This window comes from Bradyrhizobium tropiciagri, assembly GCF_018130545.1.
GTDB lineage: Bacteria > Pseudomonadota > Alphaproteobacteria > Rhizobiales > Xanthobacteraceae > Bradyrhizobium > Bradyrhizobium tropiciagri_A.
Genome location: NZ_JAFCKF010000004.1, coordinates 1 through 25,416 on the forward strand (window position 1 = coordinate 1; position 25,416 = coordinate 25,416).

Annotated in this window: 21 protein-coding genes and 1 pseudogene; 11 read left to right on the plus strand and 11 right to left on the minus strand. The window is 60.6% G+C overall.

All coding sequences use genetic code 11. From position 1 onward, the window contains the following. From JQ616_RS17685 to JQ616_RS17700, 4 genes and pseudogenes are all read left to right on the plus strand, one after another. A pseudogene (locus tag JQ616_RS17685) lies at nt 1–729 on the plus strand (chromosome partitioning protein ParB); the annotation flags it as partial. Between the two features lie 721 nt (nt 730–1,450). Beyond that, the gene (locus tag JQ616_RS17690; protein WP_212016417.1) at nt 1,451–1,762 is read left to right on the plus strand and encodes a DUF736 domain-containing protein; all 312 of its coding nucleotides are present in this window, start codon (nt 1,451–1,453) and stop codon (nt 1,760–1,762) included. Between the two features lie 496 nt (nt 1,763–2,258). Continuing rightward, entirely contained in the window at nt 2,259–2,582 is a 324-nt protein-coding gene (locus JQ616_RS17695; protein ID WP_212016419.1) for a DUF736 domain-containing protein, read from the plus strand. An 888-nt stretch (nt 2,583–3,470) separates the two neighbouring features. Next, entirely contained in the window at nt 3,471–4,853 is a 1,383-nt protein-coding gene (locus tag JQ616_RS17700) for a serine hydrolase domain-containing protein (RefSeq protein WP_212016421.1), read from the plus strand. A gap of 49 nt (nt 4,854–4,902) precedes the next feature. Here JQ616_RS17700 and JQ616_RS17705 read toward each other — a convergent pair whose 3' ends face one another. Continuing rightward, a complete protein-coding gene (locus tag JQ616_RS17705) occupies nt 4,903–5,334 on the minus strand; it encodes a hypothetical protein (protein ID WP_212016422.1) in 432 nt (143 codons plus the stop codon). A 76-nt stretch (nt 5,335–5,410) separates the two neighbouring features. On the opposite strand from JQ616_RS17705, the gene JQ616_RS17710 reads away from it, so the two are divergent. Together JQ616_RS17710 and JQ616_RS17715 are read left to right on the plus strand one after the other, a co-directional pair. Further along, nucleotides 5,411–5,623, plus strand: a complete 213-nt coding sequence (locus tag JQ616_RS17710; protein WP_081334720.1) for a helix-turn-helix domain-containing protein — start codon at nt 5,411–5,413, stop codon at nt 5,621–5,623. A gap of 618 nt (nt 5,624–6,241) precedes the next feature. After that, entirely contained in the window at nt 6,242–6,448 is a 207-nt protein-coding gene (locus tag JQ616_RS17715; RefSeq protein ID WP_212016424.1) for a hypothetical protein, read from the plus strand. Between the two features lie 319 nt (nt 6,449–6,767). On the opposite strand, the gene JQ616_RS17720 is transcribed toward JQ616_RS17715, so the two are convergent. The 4 genes from JQ616_RS17720 to JQ616_RS17740 all read right to left on the minus strand — a co-directional run bounded on the left by JQ616_RS17720 (nt 6,768) and on the right by JQ616_RS17740 (nt 13,189). Continuing rightward, nucleotides 6,768–10,376: a hypothetical protein gene (locus JQ616_RS17720; protein WP_212016425.1), complete on the minus strand. Its 3,609-nt coding sequence runs from the start codon at nt 10,374–10,376 to the stop codon at nt 6,768–6,770. 486 nt (nt 10,377–10,862) lie between these two features. After that, nucleotides 10,863–11,723 carry a hypothetical protein gene (locus JQ616_RS17725; protein ID WP_212016426.1) on the minus strand — a complete coding sequence of 287 codons (861 nt, stop codon included), beginning with the start codon at nt 11,721–11,723 and terminating at the stop codon, nt 10,863–10,865. 312 nt (nt 11,724–12,035) lie between these two features. Further along, on the minus strand, nt 12,036–12,635 hold the full coding sequence (locus tag JQ616_RS17730) for a hypothetical protein (protein WP_212016427.1): 600 nt from the start codon (nt 12,633–12,635) through the stop codon (nt 12,036–12,038). A 356-nt stretch (nt 12,636–12,991) separates the two neighbouring features. Beyond that, nucleotides 12,992–13,189: a hypothetical protein gene (locus JQ616_RS17740; protein ID WP_212016428.1), complete on the minus strand. Its 198-nt coding sequence runs from the start codon at nt 13,187–13,189 to the stop codon at nt 12,992–12,994. A 431-nt stretch (nt 13,190–13,620) separates the two neighbouring features. On the opposite strand from JQ616_RS17740, the gene JQ616_RS17745 reads away from it, so the two are divergent. The 4 genes from JQ616_RS17745 (at nt 13,621) to JQ616_RS17760 (ending at nt 17,822) form a co-directional block, all read left to right on the plus strand. Then, nucleotides 13,621–14,595, plus strand: coding sequence for a hypothetical protein (locus JQ616_RS17745; RefSeq protein WP_212016429.1), 975 nt, complete (start codon nt 13,621–13,623; stop codon nt 14,593–14,595). Nucleotides 14,596–14,709: 114 nt separating this feature from the next. Further along, complete coding sequence (locus JQ616_RS17750) at nt 14,710–15,921, plus strand: patatin-like phospholipase family protein (RefSeq protein ID WP_212016430.1); 1,212 nt, start codon at nt 14,710–14,712, stop codon at nt 15,919–15,921. Continuing rightward, nucleotides 15,918–16,874, plus strand: a complete 957-nt coding sequence (locus tag JQ616_RS17755; RefSeq protein ID WP_212016431.1) for a hypothetical protein — start codon at nt 15,918–15,920, stop codon at nt 16,872–16,874. The genes JQ616_RS17750 and JQ616_RS17755 overlap by 4 nt, the downstream gene beginning before the upstream one ends. Nucleotides 16,875–16,937: 63 nt before the next feature. Continuing rightward, nucleotides 16,938–17,822 carry a hypothetical protein gene (locus JQ616_RS17760; protein ID WP_212016432.1) on the plus strand — a complete coding sequence of 295 codons (885 nt, stop codon included), beginning with the start codon at nt 16,938–16,940 and terminating at the stop codon, nt 17,820–17,822. Between the two features lie 27 nt (nt 17,823–17,849). On the opposite strand, the gene JQ616_RS17765 is transcribed toward JQ616_RS17760, so the two are convergent. The 6 genes from JQ616_RS17765 to JQ616_RS17790 are packed head-to-tail and all read right to left on the minus strand — an operon-like array spanning nt 17,850 to nt 23,755. Beyond that, nucleotides 17,850–19,733, minus strand: a complete 1,884-nt coding sequence (locus JQ616_RS17765; protein WP_212016433.1) for an ATP-binding protein — start codon at nt 19,731–19,733, stop codon at nt 17,850–17,852. Next, complete coding sequence (locus JQ616_RS17770; protein WP_212016434.1) at nt 19,730–21,043, minus strand: hypothetical protein; 1,314 nt, start codon at nt 21,041–21,043, stop codon at nt 19,730–19,732. Before JQ616_RS17770 ends, JQ616_RS17765 begins: the two co-directional genes overlap by 4 nt. A gap of 57 nt (nt 21,044–21,100) precedes the next feature. Continuing rightward, nucleotides 21,101–21,808: an ImmA/IrrE family metallo-endopeptidase gene (locus JQ616_RS17775; RefSeq protein WP_212016435.1), complete on the minus strand. Its 708-nt coding sequence runs from the start codon at nt 21,806–21,808 to the stop codon at nt 21,101–21,103. Next, nucleotides 21,808–22,173, minus strand: coding sequence for a hypothetical protein (locus tag JQ616_RS17780; RefSeq protein WP_212016436.1), 366 nt, complete (start codon nt 22,171–22,173; stop codon nt 21,808–21,810). Before JQ616_RS17780 ends, JQ616_RS17775 begins: the two co-directional genes overlap by 1 nt. Further along, nucleotides 22,163–22,753, minus strand: a complete 591-nt coding sequence (locus JQ616_RS17785; RefSeq protein WP_212016437.1) for a sigma factor — start codon at nt 22,751–22,753, stop codon at nt 22,163–22,165. Before JQ616_RS17785 ends, JQ616_RS17780 begins: the two co-directional genes overlap by 11 nt. Nucleotides 22,754–22,756: 3 nt before the next feature. Further along, nucleotides 22,757–23,755 (minus strand): DNA-methyltransferase, encoded by a 999-nt coding sequence (locus tag JQ616_RS17790; protein WP_212016438.1) that lies wholly within the window; start codon nt 23,753–23,755, stop codon nt 22,757–22,759. A gap of 526 nt (nt 23,756–24,281) precedes the next feature. Here JQ616_RS17790 and JQ616_RS17795 point away from each other — a divergent pair. Then, nucleotides 24,282–25,412 carry a tetratricopeptide repeat protein gene (locus JQ616_RS17795; protein WP_212016439.1) on the plus strand — a complete coding sequence of 377 codons (1,131 nt, stop codon included), beginning with the start codon at nt 24,282–24,284 and terminating at the stop codon, nt 25,410–25,412. The last annotated feature ends 4 nt before the right edge of the window (nt 25,413–25,416 follow it).

Here is a 25,416-nt window from a genome sequence, read left to right on the forward strand (position 1 = left end):
GATACCGAGGAGGAAGAGGAAGCGCAGCGGCTGTCCGACACGCTCGTCCGCGACCTCACCGCGCACCGAACGTTGGGGCTGCGGCTCGATTTGAGCGAGCAGCCGGACGTCGCCATCGTGGCGGTGACGCATGCGCTGGCTGCCCAAATTTTCTATCTCGGGGCCAACGCGCACGTGGTCGGTATCCAGCCGGTGATGACCGATCTGGCTGCGCACGCGGACGGGATCGAGGACACGCAGGCGGGCAAGATGTGGTCGGATCGCCATGCCAATTGGGCGAAGCAGATGCCCAAGGACGTTGCCGGACTGTGGGAATTCGTGGCTGATCTCGACCACGACAGCCGCATGGCGTTGTTCGCGCATTGTGTCGCGCTCACGGTCAATGCGGTCAAATTGCCGTTCGACCGGAGGCCGCGCGCTCTGGCGGCGGGGCGTCATTTGACCCAAGCCGTGGCGCTCGACATGACGGCCTGTTGGCGTCCGACGGTGCGCACTTATCTCGGCCGCGTCACCAAGGCGAACATCCTGAACGCGGTTCGCGAGGGCGTCGGCGAGGAGGCGGCCGAGCGCCTGAGGGACATGAAGAAGGCCGACATGGCACAGGCCGCAGAGCAGCTGTTGGCGACGACCGGCTGGCTGCCGTCGCTGTTGCGGACGGCCTCGCCGGAGGGGCTAAGCGATCTCCAAAGCGAGGAAGGCAGCGAACTTCGCTCGCAGGCTGCCGAGTGAAATCAGCGCCGGGGCCGCGCAGGCGGCCCCGGTGTGCTCTAAAATTTTCGGCCGCGCACCTGTCGGCGCGCGACCGGTTTAAGGAAAGGAAGCGGCGAGTCCCCACGCAAAGCCACCGTCCGATTGGGGCCGACGAGGCGTCTGATCTACGCCGATCACGGAAGCCAGGGCGGCTATATCGTGCCCCCTTTCGATTCTGACCAGCGAGGCATGGACCAGGGCCGGGGAAGCTCGGGTATTCGTCTGCATCGTGTGCATCCAGCACGCATTGAAGCGGGCGATTCCGCCTGCGAGACCGGTGTCGCGTGCGAACATGTGGCCTGGTTTCCTCGCGTTGATCCGGCTGGATCCTCTCTGCCATCGATGTACGGACATCGGCTTTTCGTCGACCGGTTGGGCCTCGTTCCGGCGCTATGCCAAGGGACGTCACCATGAAAATCTCCCTCAGTTCGGTCGTGGGCGCGTCCAACGCAGTCACGATTGGGCTGATCAGGCCCGGGGGACGGCAAGAGCCTCGATCGCCTTCCCGCAACAGCTCACGCCTGCTTTTTTCCCCTGCCGCCAAGCGTCGGCATTCCTCGCGGAAAGACAAAAAAGCAGGCGTCTGCCGTCCTCCGCTGGCGCTTCGGGCCTTCCGGCTGCGGGCCGATCGCTCCCCGGGCAAGGGATCGCCATCGAGGCTGCGATGGACGCGGCCCGAGCAAAACAGACGGAGATTATCATGGCGACCATCGGCACCTTCACCGCATCCGACAACGGCTACACCGGCTCGATCAAGACGCTGACGCTCAACATCAAGGCCAAGCTCACGGCGTCCGAGAAGGACAACGACAAGGCGCCCGACTTCCGCATCTTTGCAGGCTCCACCGAGTTCGGCGCCGCCTGGAAGAAGACCGTCCGCGACAGCGATCGCGAATATCTCTCGGTCAAACTCGACGATCCGAGCTTCCCGGCTCCGATCTACGCCTCGCTGGTCAAGGTCGAAGGCGACGAGGGTTTCACCCTGATCTGGTCGCGCCGCAGCGGCGATTGAGCTCGACGGATCATCGGCCCCGCCTCCTCGGAGGTGGGGCTTTTTTTGCGTTGCTTGCGCCGCTTTGAAAGCAGGCGGAAGAACATTCTTCTCTCAAAAGGGGAGGCGGGCACCACACATTCGTGGGGTGCCCAACCACGCATCGAGGCACCGAGTTGCGAATGAATCTAGCGGTCGCGCGTACGTCGAGGCGTTGCCCAAGCGCCGTTTGCACAGTGAATGGGGGCACCGCGGCAAAGCCCGTCTCCTTCGTCTGAAGGAGACGATTCCCTGCTTGTGGCGCTGCGACCTATGGCAGCCGTCCCGCCATCCGAAACCCTCGCATGTTTCCTTTTTCCCCGCCGGCAAGCCGGCTCCTCGCGGCCGCTTCGCTTCAAAAAAGAGCGCGCTCGGGTGCGCCGCTGCGCTTCGCCCCGAGGGTTCGGATGCGGGCTGGCCGCCATCACGGTCTCGCCATCGCAGGGCATCGGCCCTGCGGCAACGAAGGAGACAGACCATGACCGCGATCGGATTCGTTACCCGCACAACTCACGGCGGCTTCAGGGGCCAGCTCAAATTTCTGCCCGTCTGCGCCGGCATCGACATCGTGCCAAACCGCGATAAGTCCGGCGATACCCCACCAGACTTCCGCATCTTCACCCAAGGCCTCGAGGTCGGATCCGGTCGGATTTTGAGTGGCGAGAGCCGCGGAACGGACTATATCAGCCTGTCACTCGCAGCCCCCGGCCTGGGGATCCGCAAGCTCTGCGCCAACCTTGGTCGAACGGTCGGCCTTGGCGGAGACGGTGGTTTCTTCGTGATCTGGAATCCCGTCGACTAGGTCAAAATCGTGGGCTCCCGCGCATCGCGCGGGGGCCCTTTTTCGATTTCGATCGAAGAAAATGTACTCGCACGGCGTGGAATGCTGCCTGGAGCCGAAGGTCGCTCGACGGCTTTCTCTTCATTCCGATGGGAAAATTCGTTCCATCGCCATCGAAATTCCCCCCTTCCGTTGACAATCCAAAGGCTGCAATTGATGGCTTGGACGCGTGCCGAGCAACTGAGTTTTTGCGTGCTTCTGTCCCAAAACGCTTGCTTCAAGCAGGTGCGTGCGGCCTGCCGCAGCCGAAATTTTTGAACTCGGACAGTCCTCTTTTGCAGACAAAAGGGCTCCGAAACTTGTGCGTAAATTCGTAGATCGGCCGATATGGTTCGGCAAAGAGAGGAACGGTGAGCGAGCGACAAAGAGCAAAGGGAGAGCGCGCAAGATAAAAGCACTGTCACCTGAGCGCGGCTAAGTGGTTGTCTGCACATCCAAGATTTGTCGCCATTGGCGCTGGACGTATCGCCACAATGTGCTCAAGTGGCGCAGTCTCTTCGTGAAATTCGTCTGCATGCTCCGTTCGGATGTGCTGTGCGGAGATTCCAACATCTCGCCGTCAGCAGCGCATGTGAATTTTCGGAATGCGGTTCGTATCGACGGAGCTCCCGCGTGACGGTCGCTTCCAAGTTACGCCCAACGTCGAGGTAGCCTTCTCAACGCGACCACTACTGCATGGCAGCTGTCGAAGCCGCTCGGAGTTAAGATGCTGGCGCGCTGGAAGAGGGACGAACGATATAGGTCGATAAGACGCGAACTTGAATCGAGGCTTGACCGCGCGTTCGATCCAGCCTGCAATGTGTCGCTGAACAGCCCGAAGGTCTCAACTCCGATAGGTTTCAAGCATCCATGTCAGAATGGCTCTCTTCTGCCCTCGATTACATCCCCGCCTGGATTGATTATCAGCGGGAACTGTTCGATCAGCCTGGAGTTTCGCTGGCGATTGCTCACAAAGGTCAGGTGTTGCTTGAACACGCGAGCGGCATGGCCGATCTCGCAACCCGCGAACCACTCACCTCGCGTCATCGATTCCGCGTCGCGTCGCATTCAAAGACGTTCACGGCGGCTGGGATCATGCTGTTGCGCGAGCGCAACCAACTCCGACTTGACGACCGGCTGGGTGAGTATCTGGCAGATCTTATGCCGCAGGTTTCCGACGTCACTATTTCACAGCTGCTTTCGCATGCCGCCGGCCTGACCCGCGACGGCCCCGACAGCGGTCAGTTCTCGGACCGCCGGCCCTTCCTCAGTGAGGCGAAGTTTCGCGCCGATCTCTCTGCGCCGCAGCCCCTCGCGGCCGGCGTTACGTTCAAATACTCCAATCATGGTTTCGCGTTGCTAGGCAAAGTTATCGAGAAGGTGACCGGTGAGCCGTATGTCCGGTGGACCTATGATCACGTCGTCGCCCCAGCGGGCCTGACAGAGACGACGCCCGATTTCGATCAGATCGCCTGTCGTCCATTCGCCCGTGGCCACTCGACGCGCCAGCCCTATGGTCGGCGCTTCGTGATTCCCGGGGACAATGTGACGAACGATATGGCCTCGGCGACAGGCTTTACGGCGACAGCCGGCGACCTGGCGCGGTTTTTCGGCCAACTTTCTGCCGCCTCCCAAGCGAGCATTTTGACGACGGCAAGCCGCCGCGAGATGACGCGGCGCCATTGGCGCGATGCCCACTCACAACTGGAGCGCTACTACGGTCTAGGCACGATTTCCGGTCCGCCGGGACCATGGAGCTGGGTCGGTCACGCCGGTGGCTTCCAGGGAACGTTGACGCGCACGGTAGTCCTGCCGGAGCAGGATATAGCGATCAGCATCCTCACTAATGCCATAGACGGTCTCGCGAACGTCTGGTTCGAGAGCGTGATCCACATACTGAAGACCATTCACGATCTCGGCGCCCCAGGACCGGAAACTGCTCGCTGGCGCGGCCGCTGGTGGACCCTGTGGGGTCCATTGGATCTGGTGCCTGGCAAAGACAAGGCGTTGGTTGCGACGCCCAGCCAACTGTCCCCTTTCTTGGACGCGACCGAGCTAAGCCCCTCCGGGATCGATGAAGCGGTCGTTACGTCGGCGCAGGCATTCGGCGATCTCGGTGAGGCCTGTCGCCTCATTCGGGGCCCTGCTGGCATGGTCGAAGAGGTCAGAATCGGCGGCAAGCACTTGGTGACTGAAGACATGATCAAGTCCGAAGTCCAGCACCGTTACCAGCCGAGCTCAGGCGCAGTTTAGACGGCGTTCTGTCTCGATAGATGTTAAGGCGTCTTGAAGCCGAGTTGGGTCAATTATTCGATGCCCGATCTATGGCGGTTCTTACCAAGGCGATCGCGCGTTCGAGCCGGCTGAATAGGAGGGCGAGGTCTTCCGGGGTTGCCTCTTCCATTCGTAGCGTTTCCGCACTCAATGTTTCTCTCACGAGGTCGTCAATTGAAGAGACGATCTCCGCTGCCTGGCCAAGGTCACCGAGAACATTCGGAGTTGATAATCCTGGGACAATCTCGCCACATGGCGTGATGCGTGCCGACAGCATGGTTTTCGAGAGCAGGAGCTTCTCGACAGTCTCCACGGGAAGATCGACCGCCGAAACGACCGCCCCGTCCAACCGATACCCAAACCGGTATACGTCGGCGTGGGGCGAGGCCGCATCGGGTGCTTCAATGAACGGCTCTAGGTCGGACGCCTGAGGCTTCATAACGTCTCGATAGTTGCGCATTGTCCATATCGCAAAAAAGAGACGATATGGACTATATTCCCTAGAGACTATATGCCCCATCGTGCCCGATCCTGCAATGCAGGATTGGTGCAGCATCGTAGGGGGAAATGTGCGACGGCTGCGGCAATCGAGGCGCATGACGCAAGAGGAACTCGCGTTCGAGGCGCAAATAGATCTAACTTATGTCGGTGGCATCGAGCGGGGGCGTCGAAATCCCAGTTTGTTGGTCATGGCAAGAATCGCGCGGGCGCTGTCCGTTCCCCTCACTAAGCTATTTGCGGAATCCTGAAATCGGCAAAGGCAACGAGGCTGCGTGCCTTTCTGCCAGAGATTGGTTAGCGCGGTCCACATTTGTTCTCAGGGGGCCAAGGTAGGCCTCCGAAAGTGTGGGAGCTCTATTCGGCGGGTTGGAACGCTCACTCGCGACAGTGCTGGCCCTTGGCCAGGTCTCCTTGGCCCCGAAAGCAATGAGCCCCAGGGATTGTCACGCTCATAACCTTACCCTGAAGGTCATAGGTCCAAAGCCTATCCCTATTCACACTCACAGACGTCCGCTTTCTCGCGGTAGAGCCGACCTAGCATTTCGACCGGCTCACTTCAGCTTGTGGTCGCGCGGAGCCATCCGAGCAGCGGAACGTGCATCGCGAGGCCGTATTCGTAGATTGAAGGGCTGATTTTCTAGGCGGTCGATTCCCTGCAAGCGGCTGTGCCCGCGATATTCGGCTGGATGATCCGCGCCCAATCTAACGCTCTGAGCTTCGGCTAGCAGCCGAACATAGCGGGACCTCATAATTATTCTCAATATCATTGCAACGGTCAGCGATTGCGCCTGCAATTCTCTGCCACACTCGGCCCTGGGCGTCCTCGAACGTCTCCGAAATCATCGCGAGCGCTTTGACGAAATCGCGTGTACTTGAAACAGCGTCTTCGATTTCAAGACCAGTTTAGAAAGGGTGATTTCGCTACTCATGATTTTCTCTCTTCCCTGTTCGCGACGCTCAACGAGCAGGATCTGCAAGATTTTCCAGCCGTGTATGCCGCGCGAGGCAAAAATCTCCAATCCAGCCAAACCGTGATAGTTGCTGCCAACGCGATCGGTGTGGTGCAGTTCTAGGTCTTGAACTGGATCGGCCCGCCGCCGGCCCCCGGCACTAAGACTCGCGCTGCGGTACTCAATAAGCCGGGTGCGTTAATTCGCGGTGGAAAAACGTCGCCCGTATAAGGCTTGGAACATCGCGGTGTGTGCATCTCGTCGAGGCGTTCGTGGTCAGAAAGCGTGATGACAAAATCGTAGGGAAGAGCGCCGCCTACCGCGTCATGATTGAGTGACCGTCATCTGACGCGATCATCCGGTAAAGGTGGGTGGACACGCTGCTTTCCATTGGCGTGGTTCGATTCGACGGGCTCGCGCATTCAATACTGAAGCGCTGGTCTCACTGAAGGGTTCGACGCTTCACTCCGTACTCTGTATCAGAAATAATTCTTGAAGAGGCGTCTTGCGGTTCAATTGCCGCACGTTGCAACAGCTTAACATGTCGACGCTCCTGGAAATAGAGCACAGCGGAGCTGACGATCCTCAGTGCAGAGATGTCATTTCTTTTTTTGAACCAGTTTTCAATTAGCATCATAATGTCGTCACTCGCGGCGCCAGTCTTAACATAACGCTCCAGCCAATAGTCGATGGATATCTCCTGCTCGTCAGCAAACCGATCCAGCGCTCGTCTGACACGTGTTTCGTTCAGAAATACGAAGCCAGAGCTGCTGGACTTGAGATGCGCATCAAGTAGAGAGCGGCGTAACTCGAACCAGCCGCTTTCGTTGCAGGATGTCCAAAGGTGATCAATGTCTAGCTCGTCCAGAATATCGAGATAGGGTGCTATCGCTTTGATCTGCTCCGGCCGGCAGATGCCTGGGTGTCCAACCTTCTTATATCCAAAATGACCTGTAATATAGCGTAGTACCGACGCCGGATCCTCGGCGGTCTTTAGGGCTTCTGCTGCAGCGGTGGTTAGCCTAGGAGTCGCAACATATAGAGCCGCGATGATAAATGACGGGGAGCTGCGCAGAATAGGCCAGTACTTGACGAGAAGGTGTTCCGCAGTTGAGATCGGTATGTGCATTATCAGGTCGGCCAATATCCAATCGTACTCGGCTCTAAGATGTGGATTATCCGTGCTGAGTTCTGGTAGACGTTCAAACGTGCGATCAAGTGCTTTGGTAAGCTCATCCGACCAAACAAATTTTGCTGAGAGCCACCAACTTGCATGGGCGTCATCTGCGATCTTCAAGAGCAACGTTGGCGCGGCGGTACGATCGCCACGACGAAGCCGTTCGGACAGCAGGGCATCACCTAATACCTCGTCGTCGGTCTGACATCGTAGCAAGTCGAGATCTGCGTTTTCGTCTAGAGACCAAAGGCCGAACGCGGCCCTGCGCAAATGATCACCCGCAGATTTGTCCTGCCAAATGGCGGCGAGTCGATTGAGCGACTGGGCCGACATGTGACGCCGCCGCCACGCGGATGTTATAGCAAGGCCAAAAATTGAGCCGAGCTTCTTTTCGTAAGCGGTAGCTTGTTCGCGCGCAAAAAAGTCGAGGACGTCAGGGTGGTCAACGCCAAGCAATAAATAAGTGATGGGCCAATTGAGGTCGCGATCGGCCTGTGCCCGCCTCAAAAGGTATCGGATGGCATCATCTGGGAGCCCGCGGTCTTGCACACCGAATCGTACATCTGCCGCAACTTTATTGCGGGCATCATCCGGCAGCGCTACCCAAGCGTCACAGACCGGCTCAAGCAAAGCATCAACGTCTCCGTTCGCGCATTGAGCTGCGGCCCACAAATACTCGGCGATGCGTTTAGCGCGATCTACGTCGGTGTCCCAAGATGTGCGTATAGCGGCAGCGAGGGAATGGCTTTTTATATGGCCGGCTAGTCGCAAGGCGCCGATACGCCATCGGTCGTCCAAGGTACTTGCGGTCAGCAGCGGAATTAAATCTCGGGTCAGGTCGTCGTTGTGTCGCTCGGCGACGTGATCAAGAAGTTCTAGATAGCCAACCATGCGCGTATACAGTCCCATTTTACTGCATAGTTTTACTCCTGCCATTGTATCGCCGTTTCGATAGCGAGCGCATAGAGCGTCCCAGGCGTTGTCGCCAAGTCGTTCAGCTAGCGGCCTTATGAACGGTCCTTCTGCCCCTGCCATGGTTCTCAACGACTCCCAGCGCAGATAAGAATTGCATCCGTCCTTAGGTTGCTCGTCAATCCAGCGACTTAGCTGACTCACGATCTCACGCTGCACAGGGTTTATAGGTTCGCGAAAATGGCGTAGTGCGCAGAATAGGGCGAGTACGTTAGAGTTCGCTAACTTAACAACATCAGCGACATCAATATTCGGTCGCATCAATGACGCGCCAAATATTTCTGCAAAGTATGGCTCTGCGGCAATGTCGTCGGGAAGGTCGTTGACGCTCAGCATTTCCGCAGCGGCGTCAGCCAAAATCCAGTCCCTGACGCGATCGTGGCGAAACGAGATCCGCTCTTGGAGTGAGGAGCCAGACAGTCGGATAAGATCCCGCTGGTCCAGTACGATATGTCGTAGGGCTGCGATATGTGGACCTAGCGACGGCCAGCATAGGACATCGTGCCAACCGGGCTCCAAGACTCGCCTGAGTAGCATCGCTTTGCCGAGCGCCTGGATAGCCCGACGATACTCGGAGGCGGAAATCTCGCGGTACTTCGCGGCTAGGCGTCTAAGGCGAGACTCGAGAAACGTCCCAATCACGTCCGTTGTGCCGTTAACCGTTCCGGGCTCATGCAGCGCAATTAGGAGAGGGTCGTGGCCGAGCGCGGTGGAGATGTCGGCGGCTTCAAGTTGAGTAACCTGTCGCTTTTGCAGCAAGCGTCGATGGAAGACGGCTGATGTCCCTTCATCGGCCGAAAACGGATAGCCAAGAATGGCATGTTCGCCGATCTGCTTCTGGATGTCCTCCCGCTGCGCGGAGATGTTTTCTGGCCAAACGGGGCAGAGGAGCTGCCAGGAAGCCGGACTGCCTTCTTTGCTCCAGCGAGAAATCCGCTCGAGCAACATGGGTGCGCGGTTGATGTCCTCTACGGCAAGCATCAACCTACGGCTTGGTTCGGTGAGCCGGAGGGCTACGGCGCCGCATCCAAGCTCAAGAGACGGACAAAGTTGCAGCAGAGCTTTCTCAACGGCCTGCACTATCGTCGGCGAGGCGCCAATTATCTCGTCCGTCAGAAGTAGGCTGAATCCGCCAGAGGATGCATTTGCTGCTAATCGCTTGTAGCAGGCAACGGTCTTCCCGCCGCCAGATTCGCCGACGAGCAACACCACTTTTTGATGGGCTACCTCTTCGATGGTACGATCGAGTTTTCGGCCGATCCAAGCGGCAGGATCGTCCTGCGGTCTGTTTTCCGTCAAACTCTGGAGGGAGAGCTCGGCAAGTAACTGCTTGGATAACTGTGTCGGGACTGTTCCCAGGAACTCTCGACGTAGAAATTGCCCTGTCGCGTTATGATCGAGGAAATGGGCGAGCCGGGAGCGGGGCCAAAGGTCGATGACAATGCCTCCGGCACTGGCGACAATCTCAAGTTCGCTGAGCAATTTTTGTCCCGGTTCTTGGTTCGTTGTAAGGACCAAGGTGACTCTTAGATCGGGGGTGCGCTGCCGCGCCTGCTCGACAAGCTTTATAGTTTTGACGACATCGCCGGCTGGCGACAAGCGAGCGCGTCGGTCCCTTCGCTTGCTCGGTTTCGAGGTGTCCGGATTGTACAACCACTTCCGCCCGAGATCTCGCGCGGCGCAGATCGTGTGATGAACGGCAATAGCATGCGAGGGAGTAGCGTCGGCAATGAACGCGAAGCCGTCAACGGGTGACTTAACCGTTTTGCTTTGTGCATTTACGCCCGGATGGCTAAGCGGATGGTACTTGGCGTCCCACTCGCGCAAGATTGCGGTCGCCAAGCGTTCGAACACGCCTTCGTCCGTAAATGCAGCCAGTTTGCTTGCTGTATCTGTCGTCACATCGAAATTATTGGATCAACAATGCACGCGTTGTCACCAAAAAGAGCTGTCTTGCCAAGCAGCCCTGCGGAAATCTAACGGCCGAATGCGCCGCTGTGATCCGTTACCCTGCTTGTTTCCCTTGTCGGAAATCAAGGGTTTTCAACCTCAAGGAGTGGGCTGATTTCTTAAGCAATATCAACGGCTCTCTCGGAGAGATTCGAATCTTTACTTCAAGCCGCTAAGCTACCTATATATTTTTGTTCTAGTTTCATCCGAGGGGCAGCTTGAGGGGTAGAGACGTCCCTCAACAAAAATTTGTTGGTGTGGGGGCTCAATCCCAGTATGGAGCAGGTGTTGCGTGTCAGCTGTTCTGGGGGTTGGCTTAGGGTCTAACCCCGCAGCCGATCTTCCCGTCGCCCCCGTGTCTCCGAACCGCCCACCACTTTGAACGCCCACTAGGGTCGTCGTGGGGGGGCGAGGTCCCGCGTAGCGGACGGGCGTTGATTAACCCCCTTTTGGATTGAGCTTGGAAAGGATGGCTTGGGCGGTTTGCTCCGCTGCATCCCGCACGTCGGGGTCGAGCAGCTGAAGCAGGCGGATAATGGCGCCCCAGCTCTTGGCGCGCAGGTACTGGCCTTGCCGCTCCGCCGACTGAATGCCGATGACTTTCAGCGGCACCTCGGCGCTCCAGAACCCCTTATTGATCCAGCCCCGCTTCCGGTAACCCCAGACCGAGCAGCCGCTCAGGCCCTTGATGCTGACCGTCGAGATTTCCTCGCCCGTGTATTCGTTTACGGCGTCCTGATAGTCGATGAAGAAGTCCACGCCCTTGGTCAAACCGTCCCGGAGGGCCGCCTCCGGGGTCTCGGTCCGGAACTTCTGCCTCACGATAAAGATCCTGGCGTAGAGATTGCTGTCGGCCTCGTCGAACCTGGCCCGCACCGATGGATAGCCCGCGACGATGATGGCATCGGCCGAGTAGTCGGGCAGCCAGACGTTATCCAGGGTCAGGAAGCGCCAGTTCTCCTCCAGCACCGCGATGGACTCCGAGTCCTTCAACTCTACCGCGGCGATATCCAAGGCGTCCTTGTTGCTGCTAGGGTGGATGTACTCAGCGAGACCCAGGGTATGGATTTTGCCCTTCCGCGGATGTGACGGGAAATGCCAGCGGTCCGGGTGGAATGCGTCGTAGGTGTGGGCCGCGGTGATGATGAAGTGCCGGCAGGCGATTTTGAACAGCGTGCCGGTCGCGGCAATGCCGAATTGGCCACCTTCCTCGATCAGGATGGGCAGCGTGACGTGAATGAAGAAGTCGTGGATGGCACGCTTCTCTGCCTCGTTGTCACCCATTGAATCATAGGACATCTGCCACCCTCTGAGGGCCGGCGAAGGTAACCTACCGCGGGCGAGTCGTCAGTACCGACAAAGCTGGTCGTCCCAATCGACGGTGAAGACGAACTCCTCATCGCCACTGCGAAGATCCACTTCGTCAGTGCGCAAGGTCATTCCCGTGGAGGTTTCCCAAGTTGCCGACAAAGGCCGCAGCGTACTGGGTCGTCTTGGGCGACGAGTTAGTATCGCTCGGCCAGCGGTGCGCACGGTGTGATAACAAGGCCACAGTGACCAAATTCACCATGCTGTTCGGCTACACCATGGAAGTCGTGAAGCGGTCGTAGTTTACTTCTTCCCCACCTCAACGACTTCATCGTATGATATGTGACCGTCTCCGCTGCTGAGCGTGTCGATAAGAGCGATGCCGGACGCTTGCAGCATCTGGCGGAATATAGCGTCAAGGTCATCATGCGCCCGCAACAAGATGGCGGGCGTGCAGAGGCCCTGCCATTTGCCACTGAGGTCGATGTCTCTCCGCACCACTTTCTCGACGCCGATCACCACCACTTTCGTACTCGTCTTCTCCAATGGTTTGCCATGAGCAAGCCAGTTGCGGACCTTGGTCAACGCCCGAACCGAACTGTACGGCTGCTTGCCCCAATCCGCCTGGATGCCAAGGGTGCCCAGCACCCTGTCTTCCTTTTCCTCCAGCGCGGCCATGTCATCCCAATCATCAATCACCTCGCATCCGAAGTAATTGAGGTAGGCTTCCCAAGTAAACGCGAGCATGACCGCGCAGGCCATGCAGTCCATCATGATGCCGGGACCACCATCCTTCAGCTTGTTAGCGATGATGTTCTTGAACCAGAAGGCTGCGTTGGCCACATCGTTGTGGATGTTGACCCTGACCGTCTCCTGCGCCTTTCCCTTCATCAGCTTCTTCATCACGCCCCCGCCAAGCCAACTTTGCCGTCTTCGGCGCAGAGTATAGCCTAGGCTGAAATCAGCGGGAGGTTGTATGGTTGGAATCGTGGCGAGTGTTAAGACCCGGACTCTGGACGAGATCCGGGTCTATCCGGAAATCACCCCGGCCTTCAACGCGGCGAAGGATCTTCGGCGTCAGGCACTGGGGAAAGCAATCCGCGACCTAGGGTCCACCCCGGGGGGAGGCGAAGAAGCGGCCGACCCGCACGGCAAAGTACGCCGGTCCACACGGTGAACTGTGGACCGGCGTAGGCGCAATGGAATCCTGGCTCCGGAAAGCAAGGGAGGCCGGGGAAGACATTGAAAAGTATCGCGCGTCAGGCTGACGAACGGGAGTTTCCAATCAGCAAGGTGATGAGGCCGCCGAGACCGATGTCGACGAGATGCTGCAGGGACTGGATGAGCCCCTTCATCAGCTCGTAGGCGCTGGTAATGACCGCGCCTGAGAACGCCAACCCGGCAAACGCGGCGGTAAGCGTGGCGACGGCAAGTGGTACGTTGACTTCGGGTAACATAGTGTCTTCTCGCTTCAGTGATGGAACGGACAAGGGAGCTGGCATGGCCGGAGCACCCACTCGTTTTCGAGGGTTGCTCCGACGGCCGTGTCCGGCGGGACATCCGGGTTAGCTAAATCACTGAATGACTCTGACCCCGGGCTCCGGGCAGAATTACAAGCAGGAGGCATACCTGCGGGTACCTGAAACACGCCCAGCTCGGGCGTCGGTGGGTCAGGTTGCCCCGTCCACACGTTGAAGATAGCCAAATCTGCGCCAGCGCAAGACCCGGAAGATGAACTTAGGTTAAGCTGCGCGATACGACGGCGGCGCAGGTGATGGAAGAAGCCGCGACACAGTGGCCGGACTGCCACCAGGACGGCAAGAAGTAAGCGCGGTCCTGTGGTATGAGACCGCAGCCCAAAAACCGCCAACCTGACGATGGTCAGCCAATGCCGAACTCTTCCGGACCCAGCGCGCAGGACTTCGCGCAATTCATGGCCAGTCTCCCCAGGTCGGAAATTGACCGCGTCAATGCTTTGAACCGCGCTGAAGCCGAAACGCAGCACAAGGCGTTCAGCGAAGCCTTCAAGGCCGGCAAATGCAGCTTTTGCGGCGGCGCCCTGACGAGCTTTGACGCCAGCAAGCCGTGCCGGCATTGGCTGCTCAAGCCTGAAGGCGTGCGCAAGGAGCACATCGAGAAGCTGGCGACGCAACTGAGCTGGGGCAATCTTGAGAACTACGTGCGCTGGGTCGCCAACGAAGAAGCCTTCGCCCAGAACATCAACGACCTGGCCGACGAGGGCACCGGCAAGCTGCTCGAACTGACCGTCAAGTACGAGAATATCGCGTGGTCGTTCTCATGCAGCGACACGGATCTCGCCGGCCACGAAGGCGGCGGCGACCATTCCAAGGTGCCACACTGGCATTTCCAAATGTACGTCGATAACAAGCCGTTCGTGCGCTACAACGACTACCATCTGCCGCTCTCCACCGAAGATGCCGGCATTCTCGAACTCATGCGCGCCAATCCGGGTAAGGTCCACCGGAGGATCGCCGGCGGCACGGGCATGAACGAGGTGCTCCACGAATCGATGCTGGAACACGTGATCACGAAAGGCCGATCTGGCGAAGACGAAAAGGAAGTCGACAGAGCCCCGTTCAAGCTGGACACCATCGTGGTGGCCGAGCCCGGCACGACCATGCGGGGCGACGACATCCACAACCTCATTCAGGCGGCGCGCGCGGAGGGCGTCACGGCGACCAGCAAGCTGCGCGAATTGAAGAACGTCAGCGTTCACACCATGGTCTCCGCCGGACCCGGGGTCGTTCACCAGGCGCCGCGTTCGAAGCGCAAGAAGCGGCGCGAAAGGGGCGCCGAGAAGCACGAGCGCGCGAGAGCAGAACAGCAGAAGCGCGACAGCTAATACCGTCAGATCGGCCCACCGGCGACGACGATATTTCCATCGCCGCCGTCGAACTTCGTTTTGCCCGCGCGAAAGATGTCCTGAACACGGACACACTGACGCGACAGGCATCACATGAAATGCAACACCGGTTCCCGGCGGGACGGGGCGGACCCGCCGCCGGCCGGAGCAGGCCGGCGCATCGGGCTGGCTTTCTCCGGCGGCGGCGTGCGGGCCGCCGTGTTCCATACGGGCGTGCTCAAGCGGCTGGCGCAGGAAAATCTGTTGGAGGAAGTGTCCGCCGTCTCCACGGTCTCCGGTGGAAGCCTGGTGATGGCGGCGATCGTCTCGCTTGCTGGCATGCGGTGGCCGTCATCGGAAGAATATCTGCGCAGCATCCTGCCGACGTTGCGCGGCCGGCTGACGACCACCGACCTCTTCAGCGCCAAGGCGATCGGCTGGCGAGGTCTGATCGAATTCAACGCCGGTCTTTTCTCTGATCGGGCGCATGTGCTGGCGCAGCTGCTCGAACGCAACTGGGGCGTCGCGGGAAAGCTCGCCGACCTGCCCGACATGCCGGCCTGGTCGATCAACACCACCTGTCTGGAGACCGGCAAGAACTGGCGGTTTGCCAAGCGCGAGATGGGCGACTGGAACTTCGGTCGCCACTTTACGCCTGACCTTGCGCTGTCGACCGCCGCCGCCGCATCCGCGGCGGTGCCTTACGTCATCGGCGCGGTCACGGTGCCGCTGCCGGCGGATGGCTGGTGGGAAACCGATCCGGCGACCGGCAACCAGGTCCGGACGCGGCCGCCGCCGCATCGGTCGGTGCGGCTCTGGGACGGCGGCGCCTACGACAACATGGGCCTCGAAGCGCTCTGCAAGCCCGGGCGCGGCCTGAAGGGGTGTGATTTCCTGATCTGCAGCGACGCGTCCGGGCCGTTGCGGCAGCCGGAACGCTCGCCGTTGGCTGGACTGATACAGGGCCGCCTGTCGAGCTCGCGAATGTTTGACGTCGCCGGCGACCAGATCCGCGCGCTCCGGAGCCGGATGCTCATCGCCGACATCGCCGCCGGCGCGGTCGCCGGCGTCCTGCTGCGCATGGGCAACTCGGTCCGCGCCGTCGACGTCAAGTCCGGCCGCGTCAGGCCGGCCGCATTCTACGACGCCTATCAGGCAGACGAAACCGCGGCCAAGGCGCTGCAGCACGCCACCGACCTCAAGGCGATTTCGCCCGGGCATTTCGATGCGCTGGCCCGCCACGGCTTCGAGATCGCCGACGCCACGCTCACCACCTACGTTCCCGCGGGCTTCCCGCGATCACTGTCATGGGAGGACCCCGCATGAGAAGCATCTTCACCCGGTTTCGCGCCTATCACCTGGGTTCGCCCGGATCGTCGTTTTCGTACTTCGCCGACGGCCATTTCACGATGATCGAGGGGCGCCTTACCGACGAAAGCCGGGCTCAGGTCGAGCGCGAGATGTTCGACCGCTGCAAGGTCGACGCCGCCAACCTGCTGCACATCACCAGCTGGGACGCCGACCATTGCAACAAGAACGAGCTGCCGGAGCTCTTAAACCTGATCCAGCCGCGGCACATCGAGTGTCCGGGCTACGATCCCCACGAGGAATACGGACACGGCGAGGAATGCCTGGCGATCATCGCCGAGTACCGCGACCGGCGCAGGAACACGCCGCAGGTGCCGACGATCGAACACATCACGCCGAAATACATCGAAGGCCTCGAACCGGCCTCGGCGAAGGCGTTCCAGGACACGTTCTACAATCCTTTCCACATCTCGGAAAACGCCAACGACAACTCGACCGTCAAGCTGTTTCGCAGGGGCAGCTTCAACGTCCTCAGCCTGGGCGACGTCGAATCTCCGATCATCGGTGCGCGGCTGCGGCGCTCGCGAATCCTGTGTAGCGAGACCGACGTCATGATCCTCGCGCATCACGGCGCCGACAACGGCTTCACCACCAAGAAATTCCTCACCCACATCGAGCCGAACGTGGCGGTATGCTCGTCGGATTACGACAACCAGTACGACCATCCCCGCGAGGAGATCAAGGAACTGCTGCACGAGCAGGGCATCTGGCTGAAGACGACCAAGACCGGCGACGTGATCATCCGGTCGACCGGAGACGACACCGGGGCCTTCGAGGTCATCAACCTCATCGAGAAATCGACCAAGGTATCGTCGCGCAGGACCTTCTACTCGAAGAAGAGCGGCATCCTCGACGCCAACGGTGATACGCTGCGCCAGCGCTACCAGATCAAGAAATCCTGGCCGCGATAGGACGGAGGTGCGGCGAACGGCCTGCGACTGACTATATCCTCCGATGCCGAATGTGAGGGTCCGATGGATATAGACGGCGGCGCGCGTTTCGATCTGCTGGTCTGGCTGGCGTCACCGCGACCCGGCGAGGAAGGCTGGACCGGCCGCATTTTCGATGACGTGGAATCGGCGTGCGTGCAGGTCGGCCTGCAGATCGAGCGGTACCAAGCGCCGAGCAAAGCGATGCTCCTCGACGCGCTCGACCGCATCGCCGGACTGGCGCGCCAAGGCAGGAAGCCATTCCTCCATCTCGACATGCACGGTTCGGAGCAAGAAGGCATCGAGATCGCCGCCTCGAACGAACATGTGCCGTGGTCGCTGGTGGTGCACAAACTGCGCGCGATCAACGAGGCGACAGGCAACAATCTTTGCGTGGTCGCGGCGACCTGTGAGGCGTTCCATGCCATCAAGTTGGTGGGAATGACGCAAGCGGTCCCATTCTTCCTGCTGGTCGCTCCCTCCATCAAGGTAAAGTCGGGATTTCTGCAAGATCATATCGCGCCGTTCTACCGGCAGATGCTGGAGACCCGCGACATCATCGGCTCCATCAAGGCGAACCTCGAGCCGGACATGCGGGTATTCCACTGCGGCGCCGCGCTTGCTCGGGCAATGGCGCAATACATCAGCGTCCACTGCAAGGGCAAAACCGGGGAGGAGCGCCGCGAAAGGTTGTTGAGCGAAGTGCTGCTGGCCGGGAGACCGCGCACCCCGTCCACGCTCGGCGAGATCAGGAAGTCGATCAAAGCGGGCGTCAAGCCCGACCAAGCCATGCTCGACAGGTTCGCCGATAAGTTCTTGGTCGGCAAGCCGTGCGGATTCAGCTTCGAGCAGTTGAACACGTTTGTCGAAGCGCTCATCGAGGCGAACGTGACGCGGCGGAGGATCAGCGAAAGGCTCGCACGACGCTAGGCGGCATGCGCCCCCAACCAGTCGCGTTCAATCGACCATCCGCAGCTTGCAGGGCGAGGGGTCGATCGAGACCGTAATCGGCCGGGTCAAATGCGTGAACGAGCAGACCGCCTGGCCGGGCGCCATGTTCGGGAGCGACTTCCAGGTCGCATCGTTCACGCTGGGCACGATCTTCTTGAGGCGGTTGACGACGCCGGCGTCCGTCAGCTTATGCAGGATCCAGTTGTTGATCAGCCCCAACACCTCGTCGGGCAGGTGGGAGGGAAGCTGCGTGACGAACACAAGGCCGAGATAGCGCTTGCGCCCGCGCCGGGCGATCGTCGCGACCTGGTCGAACAGGTTGGGCATCTGCTTGATCCGCTCGGACGACAGGAATTCATGCGCCTCCTCGATGAACACCAGCATGCGGGTTAGTTCGCCGTGCTTCCGGTTTTCCCGGCGCGCGGTCTCCTGAGCCGCATAGAGGCTGTCCTGATGCTTGTGCAGCAGGCGCAGTATCTGCGCGATGACGAGATTGCGCAGATACGGGCTCTCCATGTCGCTGAGGTCGATAATCGAAATGCGGCCGGGCCGGATCATGCTAGCGACACTGATGCGCTCTGCATCATTGCTAGTGAACACTGCGGCTTTCTTCATCCGCCAGAGGCGCTTGGCGATCGCCTTCCAGGACCGCGGGTCCCTTTCGATCTTCCTGGCGGCGAGGGTCTGCAGCAGGAACTGCTCGTGACCGCGGAAGCCGCCTTGCCGGCCGCTGAAATTGGACGCGTCGCCCTCAAGGTGCTCGATCGCGGCCGAGACCGTGTCCAGCAGCATGTCGATCGTCATGCGCGGCCAGCCGCGAGACAATTCGTCGACCTCGAACGCTTCCTGCTGTTCGGCGTCGCTGGCGGGATAGATCTTGGCGCGCTCCATCGTGATGCGGCAGACCTCGAAGGCGTCCATCAGGCGCCGTTCCTGCGGTTCGCTGAGATCAAGGATCTCGGCGAAGACGGAGGTCGAGATTTCGTCAAACGCAATCTTGAACGGGTGCTGGCGAGGATGGTCCGGATTGGCCGGGTCCCGACCGGCGAGATAGAACAGGTCGGTGTTGACCGCGCCCTTGGCGTTTAATCCGCGCTTCTGCAGCGCGGCGAGCATCTGCGCGTTGTCCGTCGGCTGGTCCATCGTGGTGTACTCGCCTTCCACGTCGAACACGATGACCGCGTTGCCCGCTTCGGCCTGATGAATGATGGATCCCGAGACCGTCGTGCTCTTGCCGCCGCCGGTCGTGCCCAGGATGCCGGTGTGCTTGAAAAGCACCGACTTGCGCGCCGCTGGAATCTCGACCGGCAGCGCGTTGGCGCCGTCCATGAGGCCAATTCGCACCGGCTTGTCGTCGGGCCGGATGTCGAGACCGAGCACCGAGCGGATTTCCGGTTCGTTGAGCAGGAAGACGGGGCTGTTCGGGTATGGGCGCCGCACCGGCGGGATCACCTGGCCGCCGACGCGTTCGCCGAACACCTCGACCTGCGCGATGCCGTGGTACTTGGGCGTCAGGACGGCGCCGTAAGCGGCCGCGACGATCAGCGTCGGTGCAGTAGCCCCCAATGCATCCGGCTCCGCGAACGGCCCGGAGGCGACGACGCCGAGGTATTCCGCTTCAACCACGCCGGTGCGGGCATGCACGCTCGGAATCCTGACATAGGCCTCGCGAGTCACGATGCCGGTGTTGTGCTCCGGCACCAGCACCGTCACCGTGCCGTCCTCGGAGCCCGGCCGGTCGAACATGGTCCTGGCGCACGAACCGCGATAGGTCTCCGGCTCCCTGAACGGGCCGCCGTTCTCGATGCCGGTCTGCTCGATGGTTTCAGCCGCGTGGGCGACCTTCTCTGCATTGCTCATCGCCGCCTGGGGTTTGGTCGTGGTGTTCACGCGCGGGTCTCCCGTTCTCCGAGGAAGCGAAATGGCGAGCCGGTGCGGGCCAGCGCCGCGTGGACCTGGGCCGTCAGGCCGCCGGGCTCGAACATGCCGCGGCAGGTGCGGTCCGCTATGTCGATCAGGTTCGGGAAACCGCGCGTCTCCTGCAGCGTGCTGTCGGCGATGACGATCTGCGCGGCCTGGTGGACGTGGTCCTCGTGGGCGTAGAAGATTCGGCCCGGCGCGAGCGACGAAGCCCGGTACACGCAGAGCACGACCTTGGAGCCGGCCTCTTCCTGGAAGGTCTTGACGGCGTCATAGAGGCCGATCCGCTTGTAGTGCGGGCGCTCGTAGCTGGTGCCTTCGATGTATCCCTGGATGATGTCCTTGGTGTTGCGGATCACCGCGTACTGCAGCGGGCGCATCGTGTTCGCGATGGTGACGACTGCCGGATCGCTGATCTCGCTGGGCACGAAGATGAATTTCTGGTGGTCGAGCAGCAGCCGGCGCAAGACCTCAAGGCTCGCGAACGCGAGCTCCTTGCGGCCCGAGCCAACGATCATCTCGTGCGGCATCGGGCCACCGTGGCCCATGCGCCAGATCCGCTGCGACCGGTCCGCAAGCATGGCGCGCTCGGCATAGGTCATCAGGGCGCGGCACATCATGTCGCTCATCGACATCGGCTGCCCGTCATCGCCGAACTCTTCGGAAAGCGCGTTGCGCTTCTTCCGGCTGGAGCGGCTGGTAATGAACTTCAGCACGTCCTCCTCGGCATTGCCGTTCTTGCGGATGATGTCGTGCCGGTACAAGCGATGGCCGATGGAGCCGCCGTCTCCGGTGCCCTGATAGGTGGTCAGGCAGACCCCGATCTGGACCACGTTCAGCGGCAACGTGTTGACGGAAGCGCGGGTGCCGTCGCATGCTTCAAGGTTGCCGTTGAAGTTTACGCTGCGGAGCGCGCCCAACACGACGTCCGGGGAAAGCGGCGGATAAACGCCGCTTTCCCGGGACGCATCGGCCGCAGTCGCCAAATTTTCCTCAAGGACCTTCAACAGCCGGGGTGCCATGTCGTCCTCGAAGGAGGCCGCCGTCTCGACTTCGCGCTCCAGGCGCGAGGTCAGCTCGTCCATACGCGGGCCGGACGTCCAGGAATTCAGGTTGAGCGCCGCCTTGAAGTCAGCTTCCAGGGAATCGACCTCGAACTCATCGTCCCCGTCGGGAAGGCCGTCGGCGACCGGCGCCTGGTCGGCCACGAACGGCGCGTCGCCCGGGGGCGCGCCACCGCCCTCGAAAACCCCCGCAATACCGTCTGCCGCTACCGCCATGACTGCCTTCCGTCCGCCCCTCACAATTGTTCGGGCGGCACATCCGGACTTCGACAATTATTTTTTAGCAAAAATTCCAAGGACTCCCTTGGAAGTCCCGGAAGATGCGGCCAAAGCCGCCAACCGGGCGGCCACACGCTGAGGAAGTCCGAATCTCACGCGGATGATGCCCGGTTCCATATTAGCGACGGACGTTAGTTCACGCCATGGCGCAATCAGTTCGACCGCCAAATCGTCGGCTTCCCCCTCGATCCGTTCGATCAGGCCCGCGTGCCGTCCCCCAAGCCCGCGGTCCATGGCATGACGAAAGGGCTCGACCGGAACGTCGCGCAGCGCGGCGGAAAGCCGCTCTCCGGTCGTCGGCGGCCGCAGGCGATCGAGCACCGCCGCGATGCCGGGGCCGAGCGTGGCCAGCGCCCGTTCACGTGGCCCAAGATAGTGCAGGATGAAATGGGCGACCTCATGGGCCACTGTGAACCGCTGCTCGTCCTCGGGGTCGTTGCTGTCGACAAACACCAGACCCACGCCCAAGTCCGCCAGCAGGCATCCGCGGAGCTGCCGCCGATTGCCGACCGCCCAAGGACTCCCCGTTCGGGCCGACATCCTGCCGACCGCCGAGCTGTCCAGGTCGGGGATACCGACGACCGACAAAGGTAGCGCAGCCGGGGCGGCGGCGGCCATGTCGACCGGCAGACCGAAGGCCGCCCTGCCGCCGGCTTTGCGCCAAAAGGTGGCCGCCGCACGTTCGGCCTGATGCGATGCCATTAGTCTTCCTCGTCGCGGTCCCGGGCGGCGAGGAGCTTTCCGTCCTGAAGATCATCGGCCGGATGGGCCGAGTTCAGCTTTTCAGCGGCTTCCGCCGCCCGCAGAAAAGACACGAAACGCTTCGGCTCGATCCCGAATTCGCTCGCGATCTCGGCCGCGTCCTCCTTCCACCGGTCGGCACGCGGCCGGCGGCAAAGCGCGATCTCGAACAGAGTCCGGTCGGCGACGTCGAGCGTCTTGGCGGGATCGCCCTCAAACACTTTCCGCCAGACCTCGACTAGCGGGGCGATCAGGGGCGCCGGTCCGCGCGCGGCACGTTGCGCCGCCCTTGCGAGCATCAGGCTCATCTTGTCGTCAGAGGTCATGTCGAAGCCTCTTCATCCTAGCGAGCATCCGGTCTTTGGCTCGTTTGACTGCCTTCTCCGCGTCGGGCGCAGCGGGATCGATCCCAAGCGCCGCCGCATATGCGGAGGTATCGCTTTCGTCATTGAGGATCATGGCCAGAACCTTGGCTTCAATCTCGCTCGTCACGAGCCTGTTCCCGTACATCCTAATGACGTGACGCGCATCGACCGTGTCCTCTCCCCTGAACACATCCTTCGCGCGGGCGGCCCAAAACTCGACATCGGTCTCGACTTTTTTCTCCAGCAGCCGCTCCCGATTGTCCCTCTTCTTTACGAGATCGATCGCATCGGCGCGCACGATCATGCAGAGGTAGCTCCACAGCGAGCTCTGGGTGACGTCGCATCGTTCCGGCGCGGTGAGGTAGATCGTGATGGCGTCCACTGAGAGGTCTTCAAGGTCGTCGTCTGACAATGTCCGGAACCGATCCGCCAGAAAGCCGCGGAGCGGCTCATGCGCCGCGACGTACAAGTCGCGCGATGCGGTACGGCTGCCTTCCAGGATTCGCTGGTGGATCTCGTTGAGCCGCCGGGCCAGATCCATGCGTCACCGCCGACGGCGTTCGACCGGCTTGGTGATGAGCCGCTGTCTGGCGAGCGTCCAATATCGCGGATTGAGCTCGAAGCCGATCGACGGCAGCTTGCGCTTGGCCGCGGCCACAAGCGTCGTTCCCGAGCCGGCATAAGGATCTAGTACGACACCACCTCGCGGACAGCCGGCCGCAAGGCAACGCTCGACCAACGCTTCCGGATAAGGGGCTGCGTGCCTGTAACGGCGGCCCGAAGTCGCCGCTGGGATCTCCCAGACGTCTTCCTGTCCGCCGAGACCCTTCCGGTTGAAATGATACTTTCCGGTCTTGGAGAGGATGAAAACCGTCTCGGTCGTCGTCCACGGGCGATCCCGCACGCTGGGTTCGGCCATGGGCTTCGGCTTTTTCCAGACCACGGCCGAGCGTATGATCCAGCCGTCGGCCTGCAGCGCTAGCGCCACTCGCCACGGCACGCCCAACATCGACTTTTTCGGCAAGCCGAAGCCGGGCTTGTCGACCGCGCGGTACTTTTGGCGCGCCACGCCCCGCCAAAGCTGCTTTGGATCGCCGCCCTTCGGCTGGCCCTTACCGGAATAATAAGTGTCCCCCAGCACCAGGAAAGCCGTGCCCGAAGGCTTCAGCACGCGCCTGATTTCACGGAAGACCGCGGCGATCGCGGCGACGTATTCCTCAAGGGTGTCTTCCTGGCCGGTCTGGCCGTCGACGCCGTAATCGCGTTGCCAGTAGTAGGGTGGGCTCGTCACCGTGCAGTCGACGAAATCGTCGGGCAGCCGTTTCACGCCCGCCAACGCGTCATCGTTACTGATCAGCCACGGCGACTTACCCTGGAAATAGCCATAACTGGGGTTCAGCAGCGAGTTCGGATCGATCAGCTTGAATTCGGCCTGCTCGTCCCCATCCAATTCCTTTAGGCGCGGCTTCGCCGCGGGCTTCTCAGCGCGGCTGCGCCTGAAACCCTTGGAATCGTTGTCGATCTTGAACGCCTTGCCTGACATCCGTCCTCCGGGTTCCCATCATCTCCCGGCTATGCGTAAGGATCAACGACAATCGGACCTTGCGCGCCACGAAGCGAAGGGACGTAAAAATCTCGGAGGACTGGCCGATCGACGGGCGCTCGGCCTCTAACAGCAACCAAACGCACTTTTGCCCGCGAAATGCACCAAAACTCGTTGTCCTCGACCGTAACCCGTTGAAATCACGCCAAATGCGAACGCCCTCCGAGCGCGCCATACCCCAGGCGCGCGGCGCCCCCGTCGCCGACTAGCTTTTCGTTCCGCAGGCTTCGCGAACTTGCCGCAGGTTCAAATCGTGTCCCCAAACATCCCCACAGACTTCGTTGCCGACGTGCTCTCCGAGGCAATCCGGACCGTCTGCAGCGCTCCGCGCGACGTCTGACTGTCGGCTCAAAGCCGACACGCCTGCGAAAGTACCTTGCGGGGTTCCGCGCATCACCGTTAGATTGCTTGTATCAGTTCACCTCTCGTTTAGCGTGTCTTGGAAATGCACGTAAGATTTCTGATCTTGGCCGTCGCGCTTGCACCAGTCCCGCCTGCAGCGCTTGCTCAGAGCAGCCAGAATCTCAGTTCCTGCAATGCAGCAGCCGACACGCCGGAAGTCGCCGTCATTTCCGACTGCACCCGACTGCTCGATAGTGGCAGGCCGGATCAGAGAGCGCGCGCGACCATCTATTACAGTCGTGGAGCCGCCCACTGGCGCAACGGTGATTTCGACGCGTCAATCATTGACGAGAACGAAGCCATCAAAATCGATCCGGGCTTCGCAAATGCCTACATGAGACGCGGCGCAGCTTATTTTCAGAAGGGCAACTACGACCGGGCGATCGCCGATAGCACAAAAGCGATCGAAATCGATTCCCTGAACGTACGAGCATATTCCAATCGTGGTCTTGCGCGTGAAAGGATCGGAGATCATCGTGGTGCGTTGGCGGACGAGGACAAGGCAATCGCGCTTGATCCAAAATTTCCAGTTGCCTATATCGTCCGGCAGGAGATCCATGCCGCGCTGGGGCACCAGAGCGAAGCGTTGGCCGACCTCGATACGGCAATACGGATTGAGCCGGAGGATGGCTTTGAAGGTTACCGTGTCCGGGCCACCGCCTATCAGCGGATGGGATACCACGACCAGGCCATTGCCGACTTCGATCGTTGGATCGCTATAAATCCGTACTGTGCGCTCGCCTATGAGCTTCGTGCATATTCGTACTTGAGCAAAAATGACACTGCGCGAGCAATTGCTGATGCGAGCAAGGCGGTCGAACTAAGTCCGAAGCGGGCATATGCGTACCGCACTCGGGGCATTGCGCACATGCAAGATAGTAGTCTTGACCCCGCGATCGCCGACTTTACCGCCAGTATTGCGATTGAACCTAACACCGCGGCCGGCTACAGGCTTCGCGGCCAGGCGCATGCACTAAAAGACGACCTCGATGATGCGATCGCTGATTTCACGAGGTGGATCGCGCTCGATCCTAAAAACGATAAAGCTTATCGCGCACGTGGCGCACTTTACCAGAAAGAGAAGAACGATCCCGCTGCCAGTGCGGACTATGCGGCAGCAACGGCGATTTCGACGAAGTCTGCTCCAAGCTTCGTCATCCCGTCATCTCCAGCGAGTGCAGGTTATAGGAAGTGATCTG